Genomic DNA, 18079 nt, shown 5'->3' with positions numbered 1-18079 from the left:
GAGAGCCGTTCATGCCTCGCCGGTCGGTGCTGCTATTTCCTGCCGGGCCGGGTCGAATGCCTCGCTCGACGACTTTGCAGGACTATCCGAGGCTGGCCGTCGGCCAAGCGATCCTGCGGTCAGCAGGCTGAGCACGATGAACGGGATGCCGATGGCAAAGGCCGAACGGATGCCCCAATGGTCCGAGACGAAGCCGAGCAGCGGCGGGCCGAGCAGGAAGGCGACGAAGGAGATCTGCGACAGCGCTGCGACATTGATTGCCGCCGGACGATCCGTCCGCTGGGCGGCCGCGGAGATCGCCAGCGGAAAGAGCGCGCTGCTGCCGATGCCCAAAAGGGCAAAGCCCAGCATGGACAGGAATGGGGCAGGCGACAGGAAGACGAGCAGCACGCCCGCTGCCATGCTCGCCAACAGCACACGTGCTACGCCGCTTGGCGAGTGCCGTTCGACGAAGCTGTCGGCGAAGAAACGCGTGGTTGCTTGCGGGAACGCAAACAGCGCCACCGTGAACCCGGCAATGAAAGGCCCCGAGTCGAACACGGTGCGCATGTAGATCGCCGACCAGTCGATGCTGGCGCCCTCCATCAGCATTGCCGACAGCGTTACAGCGACGAGGACGAGGATCGGCAGTGTCGGCCGCGCCAGCTTCGGCGCCTTGTCGCCATTGCCGGCGAAGCGGCTCGGCGCCGGCTGGTAGCCCCCGAGAAACAGTGCCATCGATACCGCCACCATCGGCACGACCATGGCTAGGTGCAGTTGCGGCGACACGCCAAGATGTGCCAGAGCCGCGCCGAACAGGCCGGCGCCGAAAAACCCCATGCTCCAGAACGAATGCGCCCGGTTCATGATGCGGCGCTTGAGCAGGAATTCCGTCCTGTCTGCCTCGACATTGAGCACGATCTCGATGCTGCCGATCATCAGCCCAACCGGAAACAGCATCAGGAACAGGGCGACAGGCCCCGGTGCGTGCACCGCTATGGCATAGGCTGCGGCCAGCAGCGGCACCAGCCCGAGCAGCGCACGGCGGAAGCCGACGCGCTCCACGATCGGCGCGGCCAGCGTAAGCGCGGTCAAGGTGCCGATCGGCGTGCCGATCAGGCTGAGCCCGAGCGTGCCGTCCTGGATGTCCATGGCATGCTTGATGTCGGGCAGCCGCGGGAAGATGTTGCCCATTGCAAACGAATAGATTCCAAACCCGGCATAGACCCGGTGTTGAGGGGCGAGGCTGAGGCCAAGGGTCATCGCAGTGCTTTCAGCGAAAGAGAGGCCGGCGGCTGGCTTGTCCAACTGTCGGTGCCTGTTTCTTGCATAATCATGCAAAACATGCAAGAACGTGCATGAAGAAACAGGATCATGCAATGCTCACCGATGAACGGCATCAGCTCATCCGCGACCGGCTTGCGGCGGAAGGGAGGGTATTGGCCGGCGAGCTAGCGACCCGCTTCGGTGTTTCGGAGGACACGGTCCGCCGGGACCTCAGGGAGCTGGCAAAGGCCGGACAATGCCGCCGCGTCTATGGTGGCGCGGTCGCGCCGGCGCCCTTCGCGGCGCCGATCGATCTGCGCGGTGGCCATGCGGTCGAGGAAAAGAGACGGCTGGCGAGCGCGGCGGTGGCATTGCTCTCAAGCGGGCAGAGCCTGTTCATTGATGGCGGCACCACCAATGCTGCGATCGCCAGGGCCATTCCGCGCCATCTCGAACTGACCATAGCCACCAATTCGCTCGGCGTCGCCTCGGCCGTGTCCGATCACGCTCTGGTCGAACTGATCGTCCTTGGCGGTAGGTTCGACCGTGACCTCGGAACCTGCGTCGGTGGCGATACGCTGGCTGCCGTCGCACAGCTTGGCGCTGATCTGTTTTTTCTGGGCTCCTGCGGTCTCGACGCCTCACGCGGTGTGACGGCTTTCGATTCGGCGGAGGCCGAAGTGAAGCGGGCCATGGCCAGGAACAGCGCCGGCATCGTCATTGCCGTCACCAACGACAAGCTGGCCACCGCCGCGCCCTACCGCGTCGCCGGACCCGACGCGATCCGCCATCTGGTGGTCGAAAAGACCGCCCCGGCCGCGATCCTCGCGGATTTCGAACGTCAGGGCGCTGAAATCCACTTCGCCTGAACGGGTTGCGACACGCCGGCGTGCCTGCATGGGCCAACGAGGCGCTTCGATTTTCGATTTTCGCCCGAAACTAGCTTCCCGCCCCTCGAAAAACGTCGGGAACTTGGAAGTGGCTTTATCCCTATGCGCTTAGTTAATGAGAAATGTCTGGGTGAAGTAATCTTTCCAGACAGCGCAATATATCATCACAATGGGGAACGATGAGTTGTGCCGGTTGGAGACAACCTGTTAACTTCACATCTGGTTTCCCCTGGCCTCGACCCACAAGATTGCGTATCTGCACTTTGCGGCTGGGGGCCTCGTCGTGAGGCATTTGACCATCTGGGCTATTGCGCTTGTCTTCGCTGCCATCGCGCTGATCGCGTCGCCGCTCCCTGTTTTCCAGAAGCAACGGAATGCCTTGGCGCACTGGTTGATTGCCGAGGGGTTCGCCGTCATCGGGGCCAAGGTCTATCTAGCCGTCGCGTCCTCTGGCGATGCGACAGCCAAGAACAACCTCGGCGTGTTGCACTATCGGGGCGTCGGCGTTTCGACCGACCTCGAGGCGGCACGCGGGCTGTTCACGCAAGCCGCGGCGCTCCGCTCGTCGCAGGCTGTCGCCAATCTCGCTTTGGTGCAAGGCGGCGGCTGCGGCCTCGATAGTGCCCGCAGCGCCACAACGGTGCGAAAGCTGGAGACCGCCGTTGCTGACGGAAATGCGGCAGCCGCGAAGCAGACGATGGATTGCCTCTATTTCAGCGCCGCCAAGAACCGCCTGAAAGATCCCGACGGTGCAATGATCGCGGCGTCGCTTGCGATTGCCGGGGACGACGGGCCTGGCCGCTTCAAGTCGGGCAAGGCACTGGTCAATGCAGCGCGTTCAATCCAGCATCCAGGCTATCGGGGCAGCCCGACGCAGCAGGAGTATGACAACCGAGTGGTTCGGCTCATCGACCGAGCCAGCATCGATCTCTTCGCCGCGACGGAGCTTGGTCAGCCGCAGGCCTACGAATGGCTCGGTGTCGCACGCCATCAGTTCCAAAAGCTCCTGCCGCGCCTCCAGCTAGGCGAGCGGCTCGGCAAGAAGACATTTGAAGAGTGGATGCAGGCCGGCGCTGTCAACGGCGACTGGGCGATGCTTTGCCGTACCGCCTCGTTTGCGTTGGAAGATCTGCTTCATCGGGTTGGCCGCTACAGCCGTTTCGAATTCGACACGGCGGTTGCGCGGGCGCGCGAATGCGTTGAGCGGAAGCAAGACGGCGCCGCATCGTCGGAATGGTACGACGCCGTGGAGTATCCGGCCGTGAAACCGCATCCGGTCGCTTCGAGCTACCCCACGTTCGACATCGGCCGAGCGGCCGACGCGCTGCGGCGCCTTTTGTTTCAGGACGCGGTGGCGCGCCTCAAGGACCCGACCTCATAGGCCAACAATGCGCAAGCTTCTCATCGTCCTCGGTTCGGTTGCCGTACTGTCGCTGGCGGCCATTGCGTTTTTTGCGAATACGATGCTTGCCCGCAGCGCGCTCAGCGCCGGCATGCCGTCAGTCGCGGTCGCGATCCTGAAACCTGCCGCCGCTTTCGGCGATCCACAAGCGATGAACGATCTCGGCGTGTTGCTTCATCGCGGCACGGGAACCGAAGAAGATCCTGCCGAGGCCGCGCGTCTTCTGTCCGCCGCCGCAGAATTGGGCCTGCCGCGGGCAAAACTCAATCTCGTTCTGGCGCAACGACCGCGCTGCCGTATCGAGAAGACCGACAATGCAGTTTTCGACATGCTGGAGAAAATGGCGCTATCGGGTGACGTCATCGCGGCATCCTTCGCGGCGGAATGTTTCGGCCGCGCATCCGGCATCGCGCTACGGGCGACTTCGCGCCGTGGGGTGAGCGCTTCCTGAAACTGGCCGCGGTCGGCGCGAACGGCGACGGCAAGGAAAAGATCAAATTCGCATGGAAGCTCATCGAAGCCTCCGAGGACTCGGTCCTGGGAACGCCGGAATCCATCGCTGCCGACCACACCGTGAAGAACCGTCTGCTCGATATGGCGGCAACGATACTGCTCGCCGCACGCGATGAAGACGCGGCCGCATTCTACGGTCTCGCAACCATGCGTGACAAATACGCCGACCGCCTGGAGAAAGGACCGGCGGCTGACGAGGTGATGCGGCTGACGTCGGATCAGTGGCTTCTCGAGGGTGCAAGGGCCGGCCATCAGGTCAGTGGCTGCAACGTTGCCCGGAATTACATGCGCGATTTCATGGAAAGTCCCGGCGAGGACACGCGCGCACGGCTGCTGGGCATCGACAAGATTATCTACGCCTGCCTCACCAACCGAACCAGCGCCCGCGAAACGATCGTCATCGAACAGGGTGGCCGCAAAGTGGTGCGGTCGTTCGGCGAAGATTTCGCACAGGATCGCTGGCGCGGCGACGGGCCACTGCTCGTGGCCGGCCCGAAATACGATGACCGCGACTTCGACACGGCGGTGCATGGCAATGTCGTCCAGATATTTAACAGGATGCAGACGAAGTTCGGCAGCTAGCCCTTCCTCTCCCATCGGGTGGCATCTCGAGAAACGAGACAGCCTGGTCCACGCCGGTTCCAAGCCCGCAAGAGGGCGAGGGCGGAAAGTGAACGCGGACGCTGGCCTACACCCGCTTGCCTTGACAAAACCGGCCTCTCATGCGCTTTTCGCGCAAATTTCCAGCCGGGCCGTCGGCCCGCAACCCAGCATCCGGACTTCGTCAATGACAATGCATCGTTACCGCAGCCATACCTGTGCCCAGTTGAGAAAGAGCGACGTCGGCTCGACCGTCCGCCTGTCGGGCTGGGTGCATCGCGTGCGCGACCATGGCGGTCTGCTGTTCATCGACCTGCGTGACCATTACGGCCTGACCCAGATCGTCGCCGATCCGGATTCACCGGCCTTCAAGATCGCCGAGACCGTGCGCGGCGAGTGGGTGATCCGCGTCGACGGCGAGGTCAAGGCGCGCCTGCCCGAGACGACGAACGCCAATTTGCCGACCGGCGAGATCGAGATTTTTGCACGCGAGATCGAAGTGCTGTCGGCGGCCAAGGAACTGCCGCTGCCGGTGTTCGGCGAGCCGGACTATCCGGAGGATATTCGCCTCAAATACCGCTTCCTCGACCTGCGCCGCGATACGCTGCACAAGAACATCGTGGCACGCACGAAGATCATCGCCGAAATGCGCAAGCGCATGGGAGAGGTCGGCTTCACCGAATTCTCGACACCGATCCTGACCGCTTCCTCGCCCGAAGGCGCGCGTGACTTCCTGGTGCCGTCGCGCATCCATCCCGGCACCTTCTACGCACTGCCGCAGGCGCCGCAGCAGTACAAGCAGCTGATCATGGTGTCAGGCTTCGACCGCTATTTCCAGATCGCGCCGTGTTTCCGCGACGAGGATCCGCGCGCCGACCGTCTGCCCGGCGAATTCTACCAACTCGACCTCGAGATGAGCTTCGTCGAGCAGGACGACGTGCTGTCGACCATGGAACCGGTGATGCGCGGGGTCTTCGAGACCTTCGCCAACGGCAAGCCGGTGACGCAGAACTTCCAGCGCATTCCCTATGATGTCGCTATGCGCAAATACGGCTCCGACAAACCGGACCTGCGCAACCCGATCGAAATGCAGGCCGTCTCCGACCATTTTCGCGAGTCCGGCTTCAAGGTGTTCGCCAACATCCTGGCCAACGACGCGAAGGCCGAGATCTGGGGCATTCCGGCCAAAACCGGCGGTTCGCGCGCTTTCTGCGACCGCATGAACTCATGGGCGCAAGGCGAGGGCCAGCCTGGGCTGGGCTATATCTTCTGGCGCAAGGAGGGCGAAAAGCTCGAAGGCGCCGGACCGCTGGCCAAGAACATCGGCGAGGAGCGCACCGAAGCAATCCGCCTCCAGCTCGGCCTTGCGGATGGCGACGCCGCCTTCTTCGTCGCCGGCGATCCGAAGAAGTTCGTGTCGTTTGCGGGCGCGGCGCGCACCCGTGCCGGCGAGGAACTGAACCTTGTCGACCGCGAGCGCTTCGAATTGTGCTGGATCGTCGACTTCCCGTTTTTCGAATGGAACGAGGACGAGAAGAAGATCGACTTTGCCCACAATCCGTTCTCCATGCCGCAGGGCGGCATCGAGGCGCTGGGCGGCGAGGATCTGCTCGGCATCAAGGCGTTCCAGTACGACATGGTCTGCAACGGGTTCGAGATCGCGAGCGGCGGCATCCGCAACCATCTGCCCGAGACCATGGTCAAGGCTTTCGAGACCGTCGGGCTCGACCGCGAGACGGTCGAGGAGCGCTTTGGCGGCCTCTATCGCGCCTTCCAGTATGGCGCCCCGCCGCATGGCGGCATGGCGGCCGGCATCGACCGCGTCGTCATGCTTCTGCTCGGGGCGAAAAATCTGCGCGAAATCACCATGTTCCCGATGAACCAGCAGGCCTATGATCTGTTGATGAGTGCGCCGTCGGAAGCCACCCCGCAGCAGCTTCGCGACCTGTCGCTGCGCGTCGCGGTGGCGAAGAAAGAGGTTTAACAAACGCTCGGAACCGATTCTTTCGGCTTGAGGAAATCGTATCCAACAAAAAAGCCCGGCATCGCTGCCGGGCTTTTTTGCTTTTCGAGCAAGCCGCTCGATCAGTCTTCGTTGGCCTTGACGTGGACGCCGAGCGTCTTTGGCAGGTCGAGCGGGTTGGACATGCCGCCGGCCATGATCAGCGCGAACGGCACGGCTGCCGGCGGCTCGGCCGAGATTTCGAGGCTCTGCGGATCGTCGAGATACTTGCTGACCGCGGCCGTCACCTCGGCCGTCAGCTCGGGATTGTTGAGCTGCGCCATGCCGAACGGCACGATCGCCTTGGCCTGGTTGGCGATGTCCTTGGCCGACATGCCTTGCTGCTTGCCGACATACTCCAGCACCTTGCCGGTCAGCGAATCGTCGTCGAAGCGGACGCTGGCGCTGTTGAACGAAAGCTGCTGCAGCAGGCCGAGCATGGCCATGCCTTGCGCCGAATTGTCGGCGCCTTCGGGCTGCGCCGCCATCTTCTTCTGCATTTCCTGCATCGACTTGATGAAGTCCAGCGTGTAGCCGCCGAGATCGAAGGTCATGCCGAGCGTACCGGCATTGTCGACCGAGATGTCGTATTTCGACAGTTCCATCTTGCCGTCGGCGGGCTGCCAGGTGCCTCCCATTTCGAAGTTGCCTGATATGTTCTGGTAGCCGAGGGCGTCGATGACTTCCTTGGATTTGGCGTCGTCGACGAGCGTCAGGTCGGCATTGAATTTTTCCGTGGTGCCGGTAAATTCCATCGCCTTGCCGTCTGCCGGCGGGGTGATTTCGATGGCCAGTCCGTCCATCGAGAAGGCCGTCTTGTCGGCGACCTTGACCGTCAGGTTGGCGAGTTCGGCCGACTTGTACATCATCAGCGAACCCAACGGGCCGGTGGCGCCCTCGGCCGGCACCGTCATGTCATGGATGACGAAGGGGCTGGCATTGAGCGTGATGCCGTCCTTGCTGTGTTCGAATGCCGAAGTCGAGACGGTTGCAATATCATAACCGCCATTGGCCTCGGTCACGCCTTCCAGTTTGATGTCGCCGATGGTCAGCGCTTCCTTCTCGGCCGCCGGTTTCACGGCCACGCCTTGCAGCACCATGCTGGAGGCATCGCCGGTTACTCCCGTCCAGGTGATGTCGACGCCCTGCGCGGCAAGCGTTGCCTTCAGCCGGTCGGCAACCGCCGTGGTGTCCTGCGCGAAGGCCGCATTCAGCGGCAGCGTCAGCAAAAAGGTCGAAAAAGCGAGTTTGTGGAGTGTCGAGCGTTGAATTGTCATCGCGAGTTCCCTGAGAGTGTCCTGAAAATGTTTTTCTCTACGCCATCACCATTCCGTGACGAACTGGACGGGAAAAAGGCGCTCGCCCGCACAATGGTCCAAAATCACGGTGAAAGGCAAATTCGATCCGAAGTCTTTGCGTTGTGCGGTGAATTTGTCATGAAGATCTGATGTCCGGATGTCATCGTGTCCCGCCTTAGAGGTGACATGTAACGGCTTGATGTTGGCAGGCGCCCCCAAGCCGCCAATTGATGTTGCACAAAGCGCCGCATTGGCCGGCGCCTCTTGCCGCGAATCATCCGCTCGGCTAGTCCCAGCCCATGGGAAAAAGGCTTTTGCCGCCTCAAGATGGCGGCGGCGATCACATTGAACCGGTCGATCTGAAGAAGGCGCTGGAAGAGCGCTATCTCGCCTATGCGCTGTCGACCATCATGCACCGGGCACTGCCGGACGTTCGCGACGGGCTGAAGCCGGTCCATCGCCGCATCATGCATGCCATGCGACTGCTGCGGCTCAATCCCGACCAGGGCTTTGCCAAATGCGCCCGCATCGTCGGCGAGGTGATGGGCAAGTTCCATCCGCATGGCGACCAGTCGATCTACGATGCGCTGGTGCGGCTGGCGCAGGATTTTTCGATGCGCTACCCGCTCGTCGACGGGCAAGGCAATTTCGGCAATATCGACGGCGATAACGCCGCCGCCATGCGCTACACCGAAGCACGCATGACCGATGTGGCGACCGAGCTGCTCGCCGGCATCACCGAGGACGCGGTCGACTATCGGCCGACCTACAATGAGGAGGACGAGGAGCCGGTCGTGCTGCCCGGCGCCTTCCCGAACCTGCTCGCCAACGGCTCGTCAGGCATTGCGGTCGGCATGGCGACCTCGATCCCGCCGCACAACGCCGCCGAGCTTTGCGACGCCGCCCTGCATCTGATCGAGCATCCGGATGCGCCGGTGACGAAGCTGATGGACTTCGTCCAAGGCCCCGATTTCCCGACCGGCGGCATCATTGTCGACAGCCGCGCCTCGATCCTCGAAGCTTACGAGACCGGCCGCGGCGGCTTTCGCGTCAGGGCGAAGTGGAGCCAGGAGGACCAGGGCAGGGGCACCTGGAGCATTGTCGTCACCGAAATCCCCTATGGCGTCCAGAAGGCCCGGCTGATCGAAAAGATCGCCGAGCTGTTGATGGCACGCAAATTGCCGCTGCTCGAAGACATCCGCGACGAGAGCGCCGAAGACATCCGCGTCGTGCTGGTGCCGAAGAGCCGCTCGGTCGATCCCGGCATTCTGATGGAATCGCTGTTCAAGCTGACCGAGCTCGAAAGCCGCTTTCCGCTCAACATGAACGTGCTGTCGCGCGGCAAGGTGCCCAACGTCTTGTCGCTCAAGGGCGTGCTCAAGGAATGGCTGGAGCATCGCCGCGAAGTGCTGGTCCGCCGCTCGAAGCATCGCCTCGGCGAGATCGAAAGACGGCTGGAGATCCTCGCCGGCTATCTGATCGCCTATCTCAACATCGACGAGGTGATCAGGATCATCCGCGAGGAGGACGAGCCCAAGCAGATGATGATGGCCCGCTGGTCGCTCACCGACAACCAGGCGGAAGCCATCCTCAACATGCGGCTGCGCGCCTTGCGCAAGCTGGAAGAATTCGAGATCCGCAAGGAATTCGACGGCCTCTCCACCGAGAAGAAGCAGATCGAGGCGCTGCTCGCTTCCGACGCCAAACAGTGGTCGACGATCAAGTGGGAAGTCTCCAGCATCCGCGACAAATTCGGGCCGGAGACCGAGCTAGGCAAGCGCCGGACCCAGTTCGCCGACGCACCCGAACATGATCTGACCGACATTGCGCACGCCATGATCGAGCGTGAGCCGGTCACCGTGGTCGTCTCGGAAAAGGGCTGGCTGCGGGCCATGAAAGGTCACCTGACCGACTATTCCACCTTGACCTTCAAGGAGGGCGATAGCCTCAAGCTCGCCTTCCACGCCCAGACCACCGACAAGGTGCTAGTGTTCACCACCGGCGGCAAGTTCTACACGATCGGCGCCGACCGGCTGCCGGGCGGCCGCGGCCATGGCGAACCGATCCGCATCATCGTCGACATGGACAACGACCAGGACATCGTCACCGCCTTTATCCATGATCCGAAGCGCAAGCTGCTCCTGGTTTCGTACGATGCCAATGGTTTTGTCGTGCCGGAAGAAGAGGTTGTCGCCAACACCCGCAAAGGCAAGCAGGTGATGAACGTCAAGGCGCCCGACGAGGCCAAGCGCTGCGTGCCGGTCACTGGCAATCATCTCGCCATTGTCGGCGAGAACCGCAAGATGCTGGTGTTTGCGCTGGCCGAGATCCCGGAGATGGGACGCGGCAAAGGCGTTCGCCTGCAGAAATACAAGGATGGCGGTGTCCTCGACCTCAAGACCTTCACGTTGGAGAGCGGCCTGTCCTGGCAGGATTCCGCCGACCGTACCTTCACCAAGTCGCGCGAGGAACTCGCCGAGTGGATCGGCGCCCGGGCGTCCGCCGGACGCATGGTGCCGAAGGGATTCCCAAGGACGGGCAAGTTCGGATAGCTGGCGGCAGGTCAGAGGGGACGCCACGCACAAGGCGCCAGCCTCTTCCGTTCGTGATAGGGGCTCGCGTCAGGACGTCCCGACCCCCTCTGTCGCCGTCGGGCGACATCTCCCCCTCGAGGGGGAGATTGGCAGCTCCATCCAAACATTTGGAATGTCGTCACGATTGCTGCACTATACCAGTGCATAAGCGGCGTCCGGAGCGAGATGGGCGTTGGGGAGAGATGACGTTTGAAGAAAGCTGAAATCCAGAAACCGGAACGGCAGCAGCGCCTGTTCGGCCTGTCGACGCCGCTGAGGTCCGCCGTCATCCCGCCGCTGTCGGCGGCGCGCTGGTTGCTGGTGCTGATCGTTGCCGCCGGCGTCTACTTCTTCCACGGCTTCCTGTTTCCGGTGCTGGCCGCTCTCGTCATCGCCTTCGCCAGCTGGCCGCTCTACCGGCGGCTGCTTGCCAGTGTCGGTGGCAACAGCACGATCGCCGCGACATTGGCGATCCTGTTCATCCTCACCTTCCTGGTGGTGCCGATCGCGCTCGCCGGCACCTACGCCATCAACGAGGTCCGCGAATGGGTCGGTTGGGCGATCGAGACCAACCGGCATGGCGCGGTGACGCCGCACTGGATTGCCACGCTGCCCGTGGTGGGCGAGTGGCTGAACGAGCAGTGGACGCGTAATCTCGGTCATCCCGGCGGTATCGGCGAATTGATCCAACTGGTCAGCGGCGCCAATATAGGCAGCATCTATCGCGGTGTGCTGGCCGCCGGCGGCAGCGCCTTCGGGCTTCTGCTGACGCTGCTGTTCATGATGATCGCGCTGTTTTTCGCCTATCGCGACGGCGCGCATTTCGCCTCCCAGGTCGATCGTCTCGGCGAACGCATCCTGCCGACGAGATGGGAGCGGATTTCACGCGTGGTGCCGGCGACGATCTCCTCGACGGTGACCGGCATGACCGTGATCGCCATCGGCGAGGGGCTGGTGCTGGGCGTTGCCTACTGGCTGGCCGGTGTGCCGTCGCCGGTGACGCTGGGCGCGTTGACCGGCGTCATGGCGCTGATCCCTGGCGGCGCGCCGCTGTCTTTTACCCTGGTGTCGATCTACCTCGCCGCCAGCGGCTCGCCGATGGCCGGGCTGGCGCTGTTCATCTGGGGCTCGGTCGAACTTTTCATCGTCGACAAGACATTGCGCCCGAAACTGGTCGGCGGACCGATCAAGCTGCCCTTCCTGCCAACCTTTTTCGGCCTCATCGGCGGCGTCAAGACAATGGGCTTTCTTGGCCTGTTCATCGGCCCGGTGCTGATGGCGCTGCTGGTTGCCATCTGGCGCGAATGGTTGCGCGAGGTGGAACTGGTGGACGAACTTGCTACCGCGGGCCCCGCGGAGCTGGACGACTCGCCGCAGATCGAGATCGTCGCCGAGCAAGCGCTGCAAAGAAGACTCAGGCCGGGTGACTGACGGCAAGCGTGGCGCGGCGCTTGCGTCCCTCATGCAGCTGCCACAGCGAATGGGCGACCAGCGCGATGATCAGGATCGCGCCGCCGATCAGGCTGTTGCGCGACGGCGTTTCGGCAAAGATCGCCCACACCCAGACTGGCGCCAGCACGGTTTCCAAGAGATAGAACATCGCCACTTCCGGTCCGGAAATGTACTTCGGCCCGTTGGCGAGGCAGAGGAACGAGATCGGCATGATCACGGCGCCGTTGAAGATGATCCACCATGGCGCGTTGACGTGAAGGCCTTCGCCCGCGACCATGAACGTGGCAACCGCGAGCGGCACGATGACCCCGATCAGCGCGGTGAAGCCCATGTCCTTGCCGCTGGCGCGCGAGATGGTGATGGCGAGCGCGATGAAGAAGGCTGAGCAGAGCGCCATGAAATCGCCGAACAGATGGCCGGTGCCGACGGAACCACCGACGATGATCAGCACACCGAAAATCATGACCAACATCGTCGCGAGTGTCACCAGTCGCGGTCTCTCCTTCAGGAACAGCCAGGACAAGAGCGCCGCGAACACGGTGGTGAAAGCGAGGATAAAGACGAGGTCGGCGGTCGAGGTGTGGTAGACGGCGGTGATGAAGGTGATGCCGGTCAAGCCGTAGCATATGGCCACCGCCAGCCCCGACCAGCCGGGGATAAGCTGCGGCGCGTTCCTGCTCAGCGACCGCCAGACGGCCCAGATGACCAGTGCCGCGATGAAGGTTGTGCCGGTGCGCAACAGCAGGATGGTCCATGGGCTGCCGTCGGCGAGCCGGATCAGCGGGATGTCAACGGTCAGCGTCAGTCCGCCGATGGCGGTGATGAGGAGGCCCTTCTGGTGATCTGTGTGGGCTGACATGCCAATCTCGCAATGAATGAGGAGGCAGGCTGCAACAACGGCCCGTCACCTGTCTTCCAGCCATGCGGCTGGAAGACCAGGTTCCTCCTCCTTGAAACAGTTTAGGATGAATGGCGGAAGAAAAACTCAGCGCGAAACCGCTTCGTGGTCGTAGCGTTCCCAGCCTTTCGGGCCGAGATGCTCCTGCGGCATGAAGCGCATCTTATAGTTCATCTTGCGCGAGCCGTTGACCCAGTAGCCGAGATAGACATGGGGCAGGCCCATCGCCCGGGCGCGGGCAATGTGGTCGAGGATCATGAAGGTGCCGAGCGAACGGTCCTCGAAGTCGGGATTGAAGTAGGAATAGACCATCGACAGGCCATCGGCCATCTTGTCGGTCAGCGCCACCGCGATCAGCTCGCCCTGGCCCTTGCCGGTGATGAAGGTGTCAGGGCCGCGGCGACGGTATTCGATGACCTTGGTGTCGACATGGGTGTCCTCGACCATCATGGCGTAGTCGAGCACCGTCATGTCGGACATGCCGCCACGGCGGTGGCGGGCGTCGAGATAGCTGCGGAACAGCGAATACTGCTCGGTGGACGGCTGGGCGTCGTGCATGGCGCCGACAAGGTCGCAATTGTGCTGGATCACCCGCTTCATGTTGCGGCTGGCGGTGAATTCCTGGGCCAGGATGCGCACCGAAACGCAGGCGCGGCAGGTCTCGCAAGCCGGCCGATAGGCGATGTTCTGCGAGCGCCGGAAGCCGCCTTGCGTCAAGAGGTCGTTCATCTCCGGCGCCTTGTCGCCGACCAGGTGCGTGAACACCTTGCGCTCGAACTGGCCCTCAAGATACGGGCACGGCGACGGCGCGGTCAGGAAGAACTGCGGCGACTGGGTCGGGTGCTGCGTCATCGAAGCTTGGAAACACTCCTGCGAATCGCTCTACCTTTGGCGCGGACGGCGAAAAATTCAACAGGATTGTGAAGGTGCGGTTCACCGGACGCCATCACATTCGTGCGCAAGCGCGTGCGGGGACTCGCAAAAATCTGTTTCAACGGTCGCTGCGGCTGACGACCGTGCCGAGCAGCAGATCATGCAGCGTGCGCTTGCGGTCAGAAAACAGGGTCACCAGAAGGACCAGCGGCGTCAGGATAACGTTGCCGGCCCAAAACAGCACCGAATGCACGACGGCGGTCAGCTCGTCGATACGGGTGCCGTCGAGGCGGTCGAGCCGGATGCCCATCATCTTCATGCCCGTGGTTGCCTGGTCGACACTGCCAAGCGTGTTCCAGATATAGAGGATGGCCACAGCCGGTACGAGGATGGAAAACAGCACCCAGCCGAGGCCCAGCGTCAACAGCCCAAGCAGGAACACCAGGATCGCGAACGGGATGGTCAGCAGCGCAACGATGCAATAGTCGATGATGAAGGCGAAGATGCGTCGCGTGCGCACGCCCTGATAGGCGCTGACATCTTCGAGCCTGCTGGTGATGATTTCGCCGTCAAGTACGCGCGCGTTCATGTCATATCCTCGTAATCGGGCTCGCAATATCGTGCGGGCTCATTGCTGATGAAATGGTGAAGGCCCTTGGCAGAATCAAGATCGGGCGTTTCACCGGCATGCGATTGCGAAGCCCTGCCGAGTACAGCCTGAATCGGTTGAAATCGCGGCGCGGATAGCGTTAGCTTGCTGCGGCGCAGCAAAGGCGATCATGCGCCATGGGCAGGGGGGACGGGGCGATATGGACTATGACATGCTGGTCATCGGCAGCGGGCCTTCGGGACGCCGCGCCGCGGTGCAGTCGGCCAAGCTCGGCAAATCGGTGCTGGTGGTCGACAGGGGGCGGCGCCTCGGCGGCGTTTCCGTGCACACCGGCACCATCCCGTCGAAGACGCTGCGCGAGACGGTGCTCAACCTTTCCGGCTGGCGCGAGCGCGGCTTCTATGGGCGCGGCTACCGGGTCAAGCAGGACATTTCGGTCGGAGATCTGGTTGAACGCCTGCACAAGACGCTCGACCACGAGGTCGAGGTGCTGCAGCACCAGTTCATGCGCAACACGGTCAAGAGCGCGCGCGCCGCGGTAAAGTTCCTCGGTCCCAACAAGGTCAGCCTGACCACCGACACCGGCGACTACAGCGAGGTCGGTTTCGCGAACGCGCTGATTGCGGTGGGCACAAGGCCGCACCGGCCGCGCGACGTGCCCTTCGACAAGATCCGCGTCTTCGACAGCGACGAGATGCTGGAACTCGGTCAATTGCCGCGTACGCTGACGGTGATCGGCGGTGGCGTCATCGGTGTCGAATATGCGACGATCTTTTCCGCGCTTGACGTGCCGGTGACGCTGGTCGAGCCGCGCAACACCATCCTCGATTTCGTCGATCGCGAGATCGTCGACGATTTCATCCATCAGATGCGCGACCGTGGCATGACGATCCGGCTGGGCAGTGCGGTGAAGGAGATTCGGTCCAAACCGGAAACCGCCGAGGTGGAACTGGCTGACGGCCGCACCATCCGTTCGGAGGTTGTGCTCTACGCCGCCGGTCGCACCGGCAATGTCGGCAGCCTCGGCCTCGACGTGGTTGGCATAGACGCCGACTCCAGGGGCCGCATCAAGGTCGATCCGCAGTCGTTCCAGACCAGCGTGCCGAACATCTATGCTGCCGGCGACGTCATCGGCTTCCCGAGCCTTGCTTCCACTTCGATGGAGCAGGGCAGGGTGGCAGCCTGCCACGCCTTCGGCGTGCCCTTGCCGCCGCCGCCGGAAACCTTTCCCTACGGCATCTACGCCGTGCCGGAAATCTCCACCGTCGGCCAGTCGGAGGAACAGGTGCGCGAGAGCGGCGGTGCCTACGAGGTCGGCGTGGCGCGGTTCCGCGAGACCTCGCGCGGCCATATTATGGGCGTCAACACCGGCTTCCTGAAGCTCCTGTTCTCGATCGAAAGCCGCCGTCTGCTCGGTGCGCACATCGTCGGCGAGGGCGCCACCGAACTCATCCACATCGGCCAGGCTGTGATCAATCTCGGCGGCACCGTCGACTTCTTTGTCAACAACACCTTCAACTATCCGACGCTGGCCGAAGCTTACAAGATCGCCGGGCTGGACGCCTGGAACAGGATGGGAAGGGGATAAGACTCCAGCCCATCAATTCGCCTGCGCGATGGCAATTGCGGAATCGGCAAGCCATTGCCTGACTGCCTCTGCGTCCGGGTCGCCGATGTCATGGCCTGAGGCAACGGTGCGGGCGTCGACCTTTGCGCCGTGCTGGCGGAGCAATGTAGCCAGCGCCGGCGCGAAGGGCCCGTAGGTCAGGTCGGCGCTGCCGGCGATGATCAGCGCACGTGCCTTGGTGAGATCCGCCGGTGGCACGTCGTCCAGCACCGGCATCGGCCGCAACAGCGCTGCACATTCGACAAGGCCCGGATGCAGCAGCATGACGCTGGAAACCAGATTGGCGCCGTTCGAATAACCGAGAAACGTCGAACGGGAGAGATCGAGGCGGTGGCGCTTCGTCGCCTCGGCGATGAAATCCGCAAAGGCGTCCGTCTCTGCGCGGATGCTCTCCTGCTCGAAACGCGTCGGCGTGATTCGCGTGAACCAGCGGAAACCGTCCTCCTGGGCGATGCGGCCACGGACCGCCACCAGCACAGCGCGCGGTGCGATCTGCCGCCCCAGCGGCACCAAAGTCGTCTCGTCGACACCCGATCCGTGCAACAGGAAAAGGCACTCGCCGGTTGCGTTTTCAGGCCGATGGAGGCGGTAGAAAAAGGCCAGGTCGCGCCGCAAAGTTCCGTCTTTGGTGGTCTCTTCGACCATAATCACATCCTTTTGATTTCATGGCATTTTTGTTCATTTGCCGGCTTCAAAACGGAATATTTTCAAGCTCCGCGAAAGTTGATTGAACCAGGCGCATTTCAGTCCGTTTGTTCGCGGATATGCTCCTGCGGGAGGAATCGAAACGGTGTGCGCCGGGCGGCGCAGGCCAGTATGAACAACGAGAGCATCCTCTGCTCTCCTTTGAGGCCTTTTGTTGATGACCACCCAGATTTCGCCGGATCGCGATACGCGTATCCCGGATCGCGACACGCGTATCGATGTGTTCCGGGCTCTCGCGCTGCTGATCATTTATGTCGATCACGTGCCGGGCACGGTTTTCGAGACTCTGACCTACAAGAATTTCGGGTTTTCGGATGCGGCGGAGGCGTTCGTGCTGATCTCCGGCATGTCCGTCGCACTCGCTTATGGCACAAAATTCCAGCAGGGAAGCCGGCTGCTGGCGACGCTGAAAATGTGGAGACGCGCCGGCGTGCTCTATGTCGCCCACATCGTCACGACGATGGTGGTGATGGCCATATTCTGCGCGGCGGCGGTGTTTGCGAAGCGGCCCGACCTGCTGACGATGATCAACATCGAGCCGTTCATCAGGGATACGCCGCAAGTGCTGATCGGCATCGTCACGCTCGGCCATCAACTCGGCTACAACAACATCCTGCCGGTCTATGCGGTGCTGCTGTTGCTGGCGCCGGCCTTCCTGCTGTTCGTCAGCTACAGGCCGCTGTCGGCGCTTGCCGTGTCCGGGGGGCTGTGGCTGATTGCCGGGATCTACCAGATCGCCCCTGCGAATTATCCGGAGCCGGGCTTCTGGTTTCTCAATCCACTGTCGTGGCAGTTCCTCTTCAACATTGGCCTGGCGGGCATGCTGCATGTACGGCGCGGTGGCACGATTCCGGTCAATCGCTGGCTGGTCGGCGCGGCGGCGACCTATGTCGCCACGGCATTGGTCTGGGTGCACAGCCCGCTCTGGGGCCATGTGTCGTGGCTGGATCTGCCGGTCGTGCTGACCGGCTTCGACAAGACGTTCCTGTCGCTGCCGCGGCTGCTGCACATCCTGGCGGTAAGCTACCTGATCGTCGCCTTTCCGGCCGTCTCGAACCTGTTCCGCACGAGCCGTGACCATCCGCTCGCCATACTCGGCAAGCGGTCGCTGCCGGTTTTCATCGCCGGCACGGTGATCGCCATGGCAGCGCAGGTGTTGAAGCTGATCAACCCGGGCGGCGTTGCCTATGACAGCCTGCTGATATCAGCCGGCATTGCCATGCAGTTCGCGCTTGCCTTCTATCTCGAATGGCTGTCCGGCATCGGCTGGTCCGGCAAAAGCAAGCCGGTCCGGACCGAAACGCCATCTGTCAGCGGGTCTTTTATGAGCGTCGGGCCGATGGCGACAGGAGCCAATCGATGAAGGCAGGGACCAATCGATGAAGGCAGGG

The 18079-nt window shown here is 62.6% G+C and carries 15 protein-coding genes; 9 read left to right on the top strand and 6 right to left on the bottom strand.

The genetic code is table 11. The features are described from left to right. Window positions 1-9: 9 nt before the first annotated feature. Window positions 10-1242 carry an MFS transporter gene (locus tag LHFGNBLO_RS25655; protein WP_258602091.1) on the bottom strand — a complete coding sequence of 411 codons (1233 nt, stop codon included), beginning with the start codon at window positions 1240-1242 and terminating at the stop codon, window positions 10-12. A gap of 116 nt (window positions 1243-1358) precedes the next feature. Between LHFGNBLO_RS25655 and LHFGNBLO_RS25650 the strand changes: the two genes are divergently transcribed. The 5 genes from LHFGNBLO_RS25650 to aspS all read left to right on the top strand — a co-directional run bounded on the left by LHFGNBLO_RS25650 (window position 1359) and on the right by aspS (window position 6634). Next, window positions 1359-2114 carry a DeoR/GlpR family DNA-binding transcription regulator gene (locus LHFGNBLO_RS25650; RefSeq protein ID WP_258602090.1) on the top strand — a complete coding sequence of 252 codons (756 nt, stop codon included), beginning with the start codon at window positions 1359-1361 and terminating at the stop codon, window positions 2112-2114. A 304-nt stretch (window positions 2115-2418) separates the two neighbouring features. Further along, a complete protein-coding gene (locus LHFGNBLO_RS25645) occupies window positions 2419-3516 on the top strand; it encodes a hypothetical protein (protein ID WP_258602089.1) in 1098 nt (365 codons plus the stop codon). A gap of 7 nt (window positions 3517-3523) precedes the next feature. Beyond that, window positions 3524-3988 (top strand): tetratricopeptide repeat protein, encoded by a 465-nt coding sequence (locus LHFGNBLO_RS25640; RefSeq protein ID WP_258602088.1) that lies wholly within the window; start codon window positions 3524-3526, stop codon window positions 3986-3988. Further along, window positions 3922-4632, top strand: coding sequence for a hypothetical protein (locus tag LHFGNBLO_RS25635; protein WP_258602087.1), 711 nt, complete (start codon window positions 3922-3924; stop codon window positions 4630-4632). Before LHFGNBLO_RS25640 ends, LHFGNBLO_RS25635 begins: the two co-directional genes overlap by 67 nt. A gap of 211 nt (window positions 4633-4843) precedes the next feature. Further along, window positions 4844-6634: an aspartate--tRNA ligase gene (aspS, locus tag LHFGNBLO_RS25630; RefSeq protein ID WP_258609885.1), complete on the top strand. Its 1791-nt coding sequence runs from the start codon at window positions 4844-4846 to the stop codon at window positions 6632-6634. A gap of 101 nt (window positions 6635-6735) precedes the next feature. Here aspS and LHFGNBLO_RS25625 read toward each other — a convergent pair whose 3' ends face one another. Then, complete coding sequence (locus tag LHFGNBLO_RS25625) at window positions 6736-7929, bottom strand: hypothetical protein (protein WP_258602086.1); 1194 nt, start codon at window positions 7927-7929, stop codon at window positions 6736-6738. Window positions 7930-8249: 320 nt separating this feature from the next. On the opposite strand from LHFGNBLO_RS25625, the gene parC reads away from it, so the two are divergent. Together parC and LHFGNBLO_RS25615 are read left to right on the top strand one after the other, a co-directional pair. Then, a complete protein-coding gene (gene parC, locus LHFGNBLO_RS25620) occupies window positions 8250-10502 on the top strand; it encodes a DNA topoisomerase IV subunit A (RefSeq protein ID WP_258602085.1) in 2253 nt (750 codons plus the stop codon). A gap of 231 nt (window positions 10503-10733) precedes the next feature. After that, window positions 10734-11954, top strand: coding sequence for an AI-2E family transporter (locus tag LHFGNBLO_RS25615; RefSeq protein WP_258602084.1), 1221 nt, complete (start codon window positions 10734-10736; stop codon window positions 11952-11954). Here the strand turns inward: LHFGNBLO_RS25615 and LHFGNBLO_RS25610 are convergent. The 3 genes from LHFGNBLO_RS25610 to LHFGNBLO_RS25600 all read right to left on the bottom strand — a co-directional run bounded on the left by LHFGNBLO_RS25610 (window position 11938) and on the right by LHFGNBLO_RS25600 (window position 14335). After that, window positions 11938-12834: a DMT family transporter gene (locus tag LHFGNBLO_RS25610; protein WP_258602083.1), complete on the bottom strand. Its 897-nt coding sequence runs from the start codon at window positions 12832-12834 to the stop codon at window positions 11938-11940. The genes LHFGNBLO_RS25615 and LHFGNBLO_RS25610 overlap by 17 nt on opposite strands. Before the next feature lie 126 nt (window positions 12835-12960). Beyond that, complete coding sequence (locus tag LHFGNBLO_RS25605) at window positions 12961-13725, bottom strand: arginyltransferase (protein WP_258602082.1); 765 nt, start codon at window positions 13723-13725, stop codon at window positions 12961-12963. A 139-nt stretch (window positions 13726-13864) separates the two neighbouring features. Continuing rightward, window positions 13865-14335, bottom strand: a complete 471-nt coding sequence (locus LHFGNBLO_RS25600) for an RDD family protein (RefSeq protein WP_258602081.1) — start codon at window positions 14333-14335, stop codon at window positions 13865-13867. A 220-nt stretch (window positions 14336-14555) separates the two neighbouring features. Between LHFGNBLO_RS25600 and sthA the strand changes: the two genes are divergently transcribed. Next, window positions 14556-15944, top strand: a complete 1389-nt coding sequence (gene sthA / locus LHFGNBLO_RS25595) for a Si-specific NAD(P)(+) transhydrogenase (protein WP_258602080.1) — start codon at window positions 14556-14558, stop codon at window positions 15942-15944. Window positions 15945-15956: 12 nt separating this feature from the next. Here sthA and LHFGNBLO_RS25590 read toward each other — a convergent pair whose 3' ends face one another. Then, window positions 15957-16628 (bottom strand): alpha/beta hydrolase, encoded by a 672-nt coding sequence (locus tag LHFGNBLO_RS25590; protein WP_258602079.1) that lies wholly within the window; start codon window positions 16626-16628, stop codon window positions 15957-15959. Between the two features lie 217 nt (window positions 16629-16845). Here LHFGNBLO_RS25590 and LHFGNBLO_RS25585 point away from each other — a divergent pair, with 217 nt between their 5' ends. Further along, the gene (locus LHFGNBLO_RS25585) at window positions 16846-18051 is read left to right on the top strand and encodes an OpgC family protein (protein WP_258602078.1); all 1206 of its coding nucleotides are present in this window, start codon (window positions 16846-16848) and stop codon (window positions 18049-18051) included. Window positions 18052-18079: the final 28 nt, after the last annotated feature.

The organism is Mesorhizobium sp. AR10 (assembly GCF_024746795.1).
Classification (GTDB): Bacteria; Pseudomonadota; Alphaproteobacteria; order Rhizobiales; family Rhizobiaceae; genus Mesorhizobium.
Note: the sequence above shows the minus strand (reverse complement) of the source record. Positions and strands in the feature narration are given on the sequence as shown.

What these genes read in the sequence shown, in the direction of transcription:
- LHFGNBLO_RS25655 (WP_258602091.1), bottom strand. Translation starts at nt 1,242, where the DNA reads ATGACCCTTGGCCTCAGCCTCGCCCCTCAACACCGGGTCTATGCCGGG.
- LHFGNBLO_RS25650 (WP_258602090.1), top strand. Translation starts at nt 1,359, where the DNA reads ATGCTCACCGATGAACGGCATCAGCTCATCCGCGACCGGCTTGCGGCG.
- LHFGNBLO_RS25640 (WP_258602088.1), top strand. Translation starts at nt 3,524, where the DNA reads ATGCGCAAGCTTCTCATCGTCCTCGGTTCGGTTGCCGTACTGTCGCTG.
- LHFGNBLO_RS25635 (WP_258602087.1), top strand. Translation starts at nt 3,922, where the DNA reads ATGTTTCGGCCGCGCATCCGGCATCGCGCTACGGGCGACTTCGCGCCG.
- aspS (WP_258609885.1), top strand. Translation starts at nt 4,844, where the DNA reads ATGCATCGTTACCGCAGCCATACCTGTGCCCAGTTGAGAAAGAGCGAC.
- LHFGNBLO_RS25625 (WP_258602086.1), bottom strand. Translation starts at nt 7,929, where the DNA reads ATGACAATTCAACGCTCGACACTCCACAAACTCGCTTTTTCGACCTTT.
- parC (WP_258602085.1), top strand. Translation starts at nt 8,250, where the DNA reads ATGGGAAAAAGGCTTTTGCCGCCTCAAGATGGCGGCGGCGATCACATT.
- LHFGNBLO_RS25610 (WP_258602083.1), bottom strand. Translation starts at nt 12,834, where the DNA reads ATGTCAGCCCACACAGATCACCAGAAGGGCCTCCTCATCACCGCCATC.
- LHFGNBLO_RS25605 (WP_258602082.1), bottom strand. Translation starts at nt 13,725, where the DNA reads ATGACGCAGCACCCGACCCAGTCGCCGCAGTTCTTCCTGACCGCGCCG.
- LHFGNBLO_RS25600 (WP_258602081.1), bottom strand. Translation starts at nt 14,335, where the DNA reads ATGAACGCGCGCGTACTTGACGGCGAAATCATCACCAGCAGGCTCGAA.
- sthA (WP_258602080.1), top strand. Translation starts at nt 14,556, where the DNA reads ATGGACTATGACATGCTGGTCATCGGCAGCGGGCCTTCGGGACGCCGC.
- LHFGNBLO_RS25590 (WP_258602079.1), bottom strand. Translation starts at nt 16,628, where the DNA reads ATGGTCGAAGAGACCACCAAAGACGGAACTTTGCGGCGCGACCTGGCC.
- LHFGNBLO_RS25585 (WP_258602078.1), top strand. Translation starts at nt 16,846, where the DNA reads ATGACCACCCAGATTTCGCCGGATCGCGATACGCGTATCCCGGATCGC.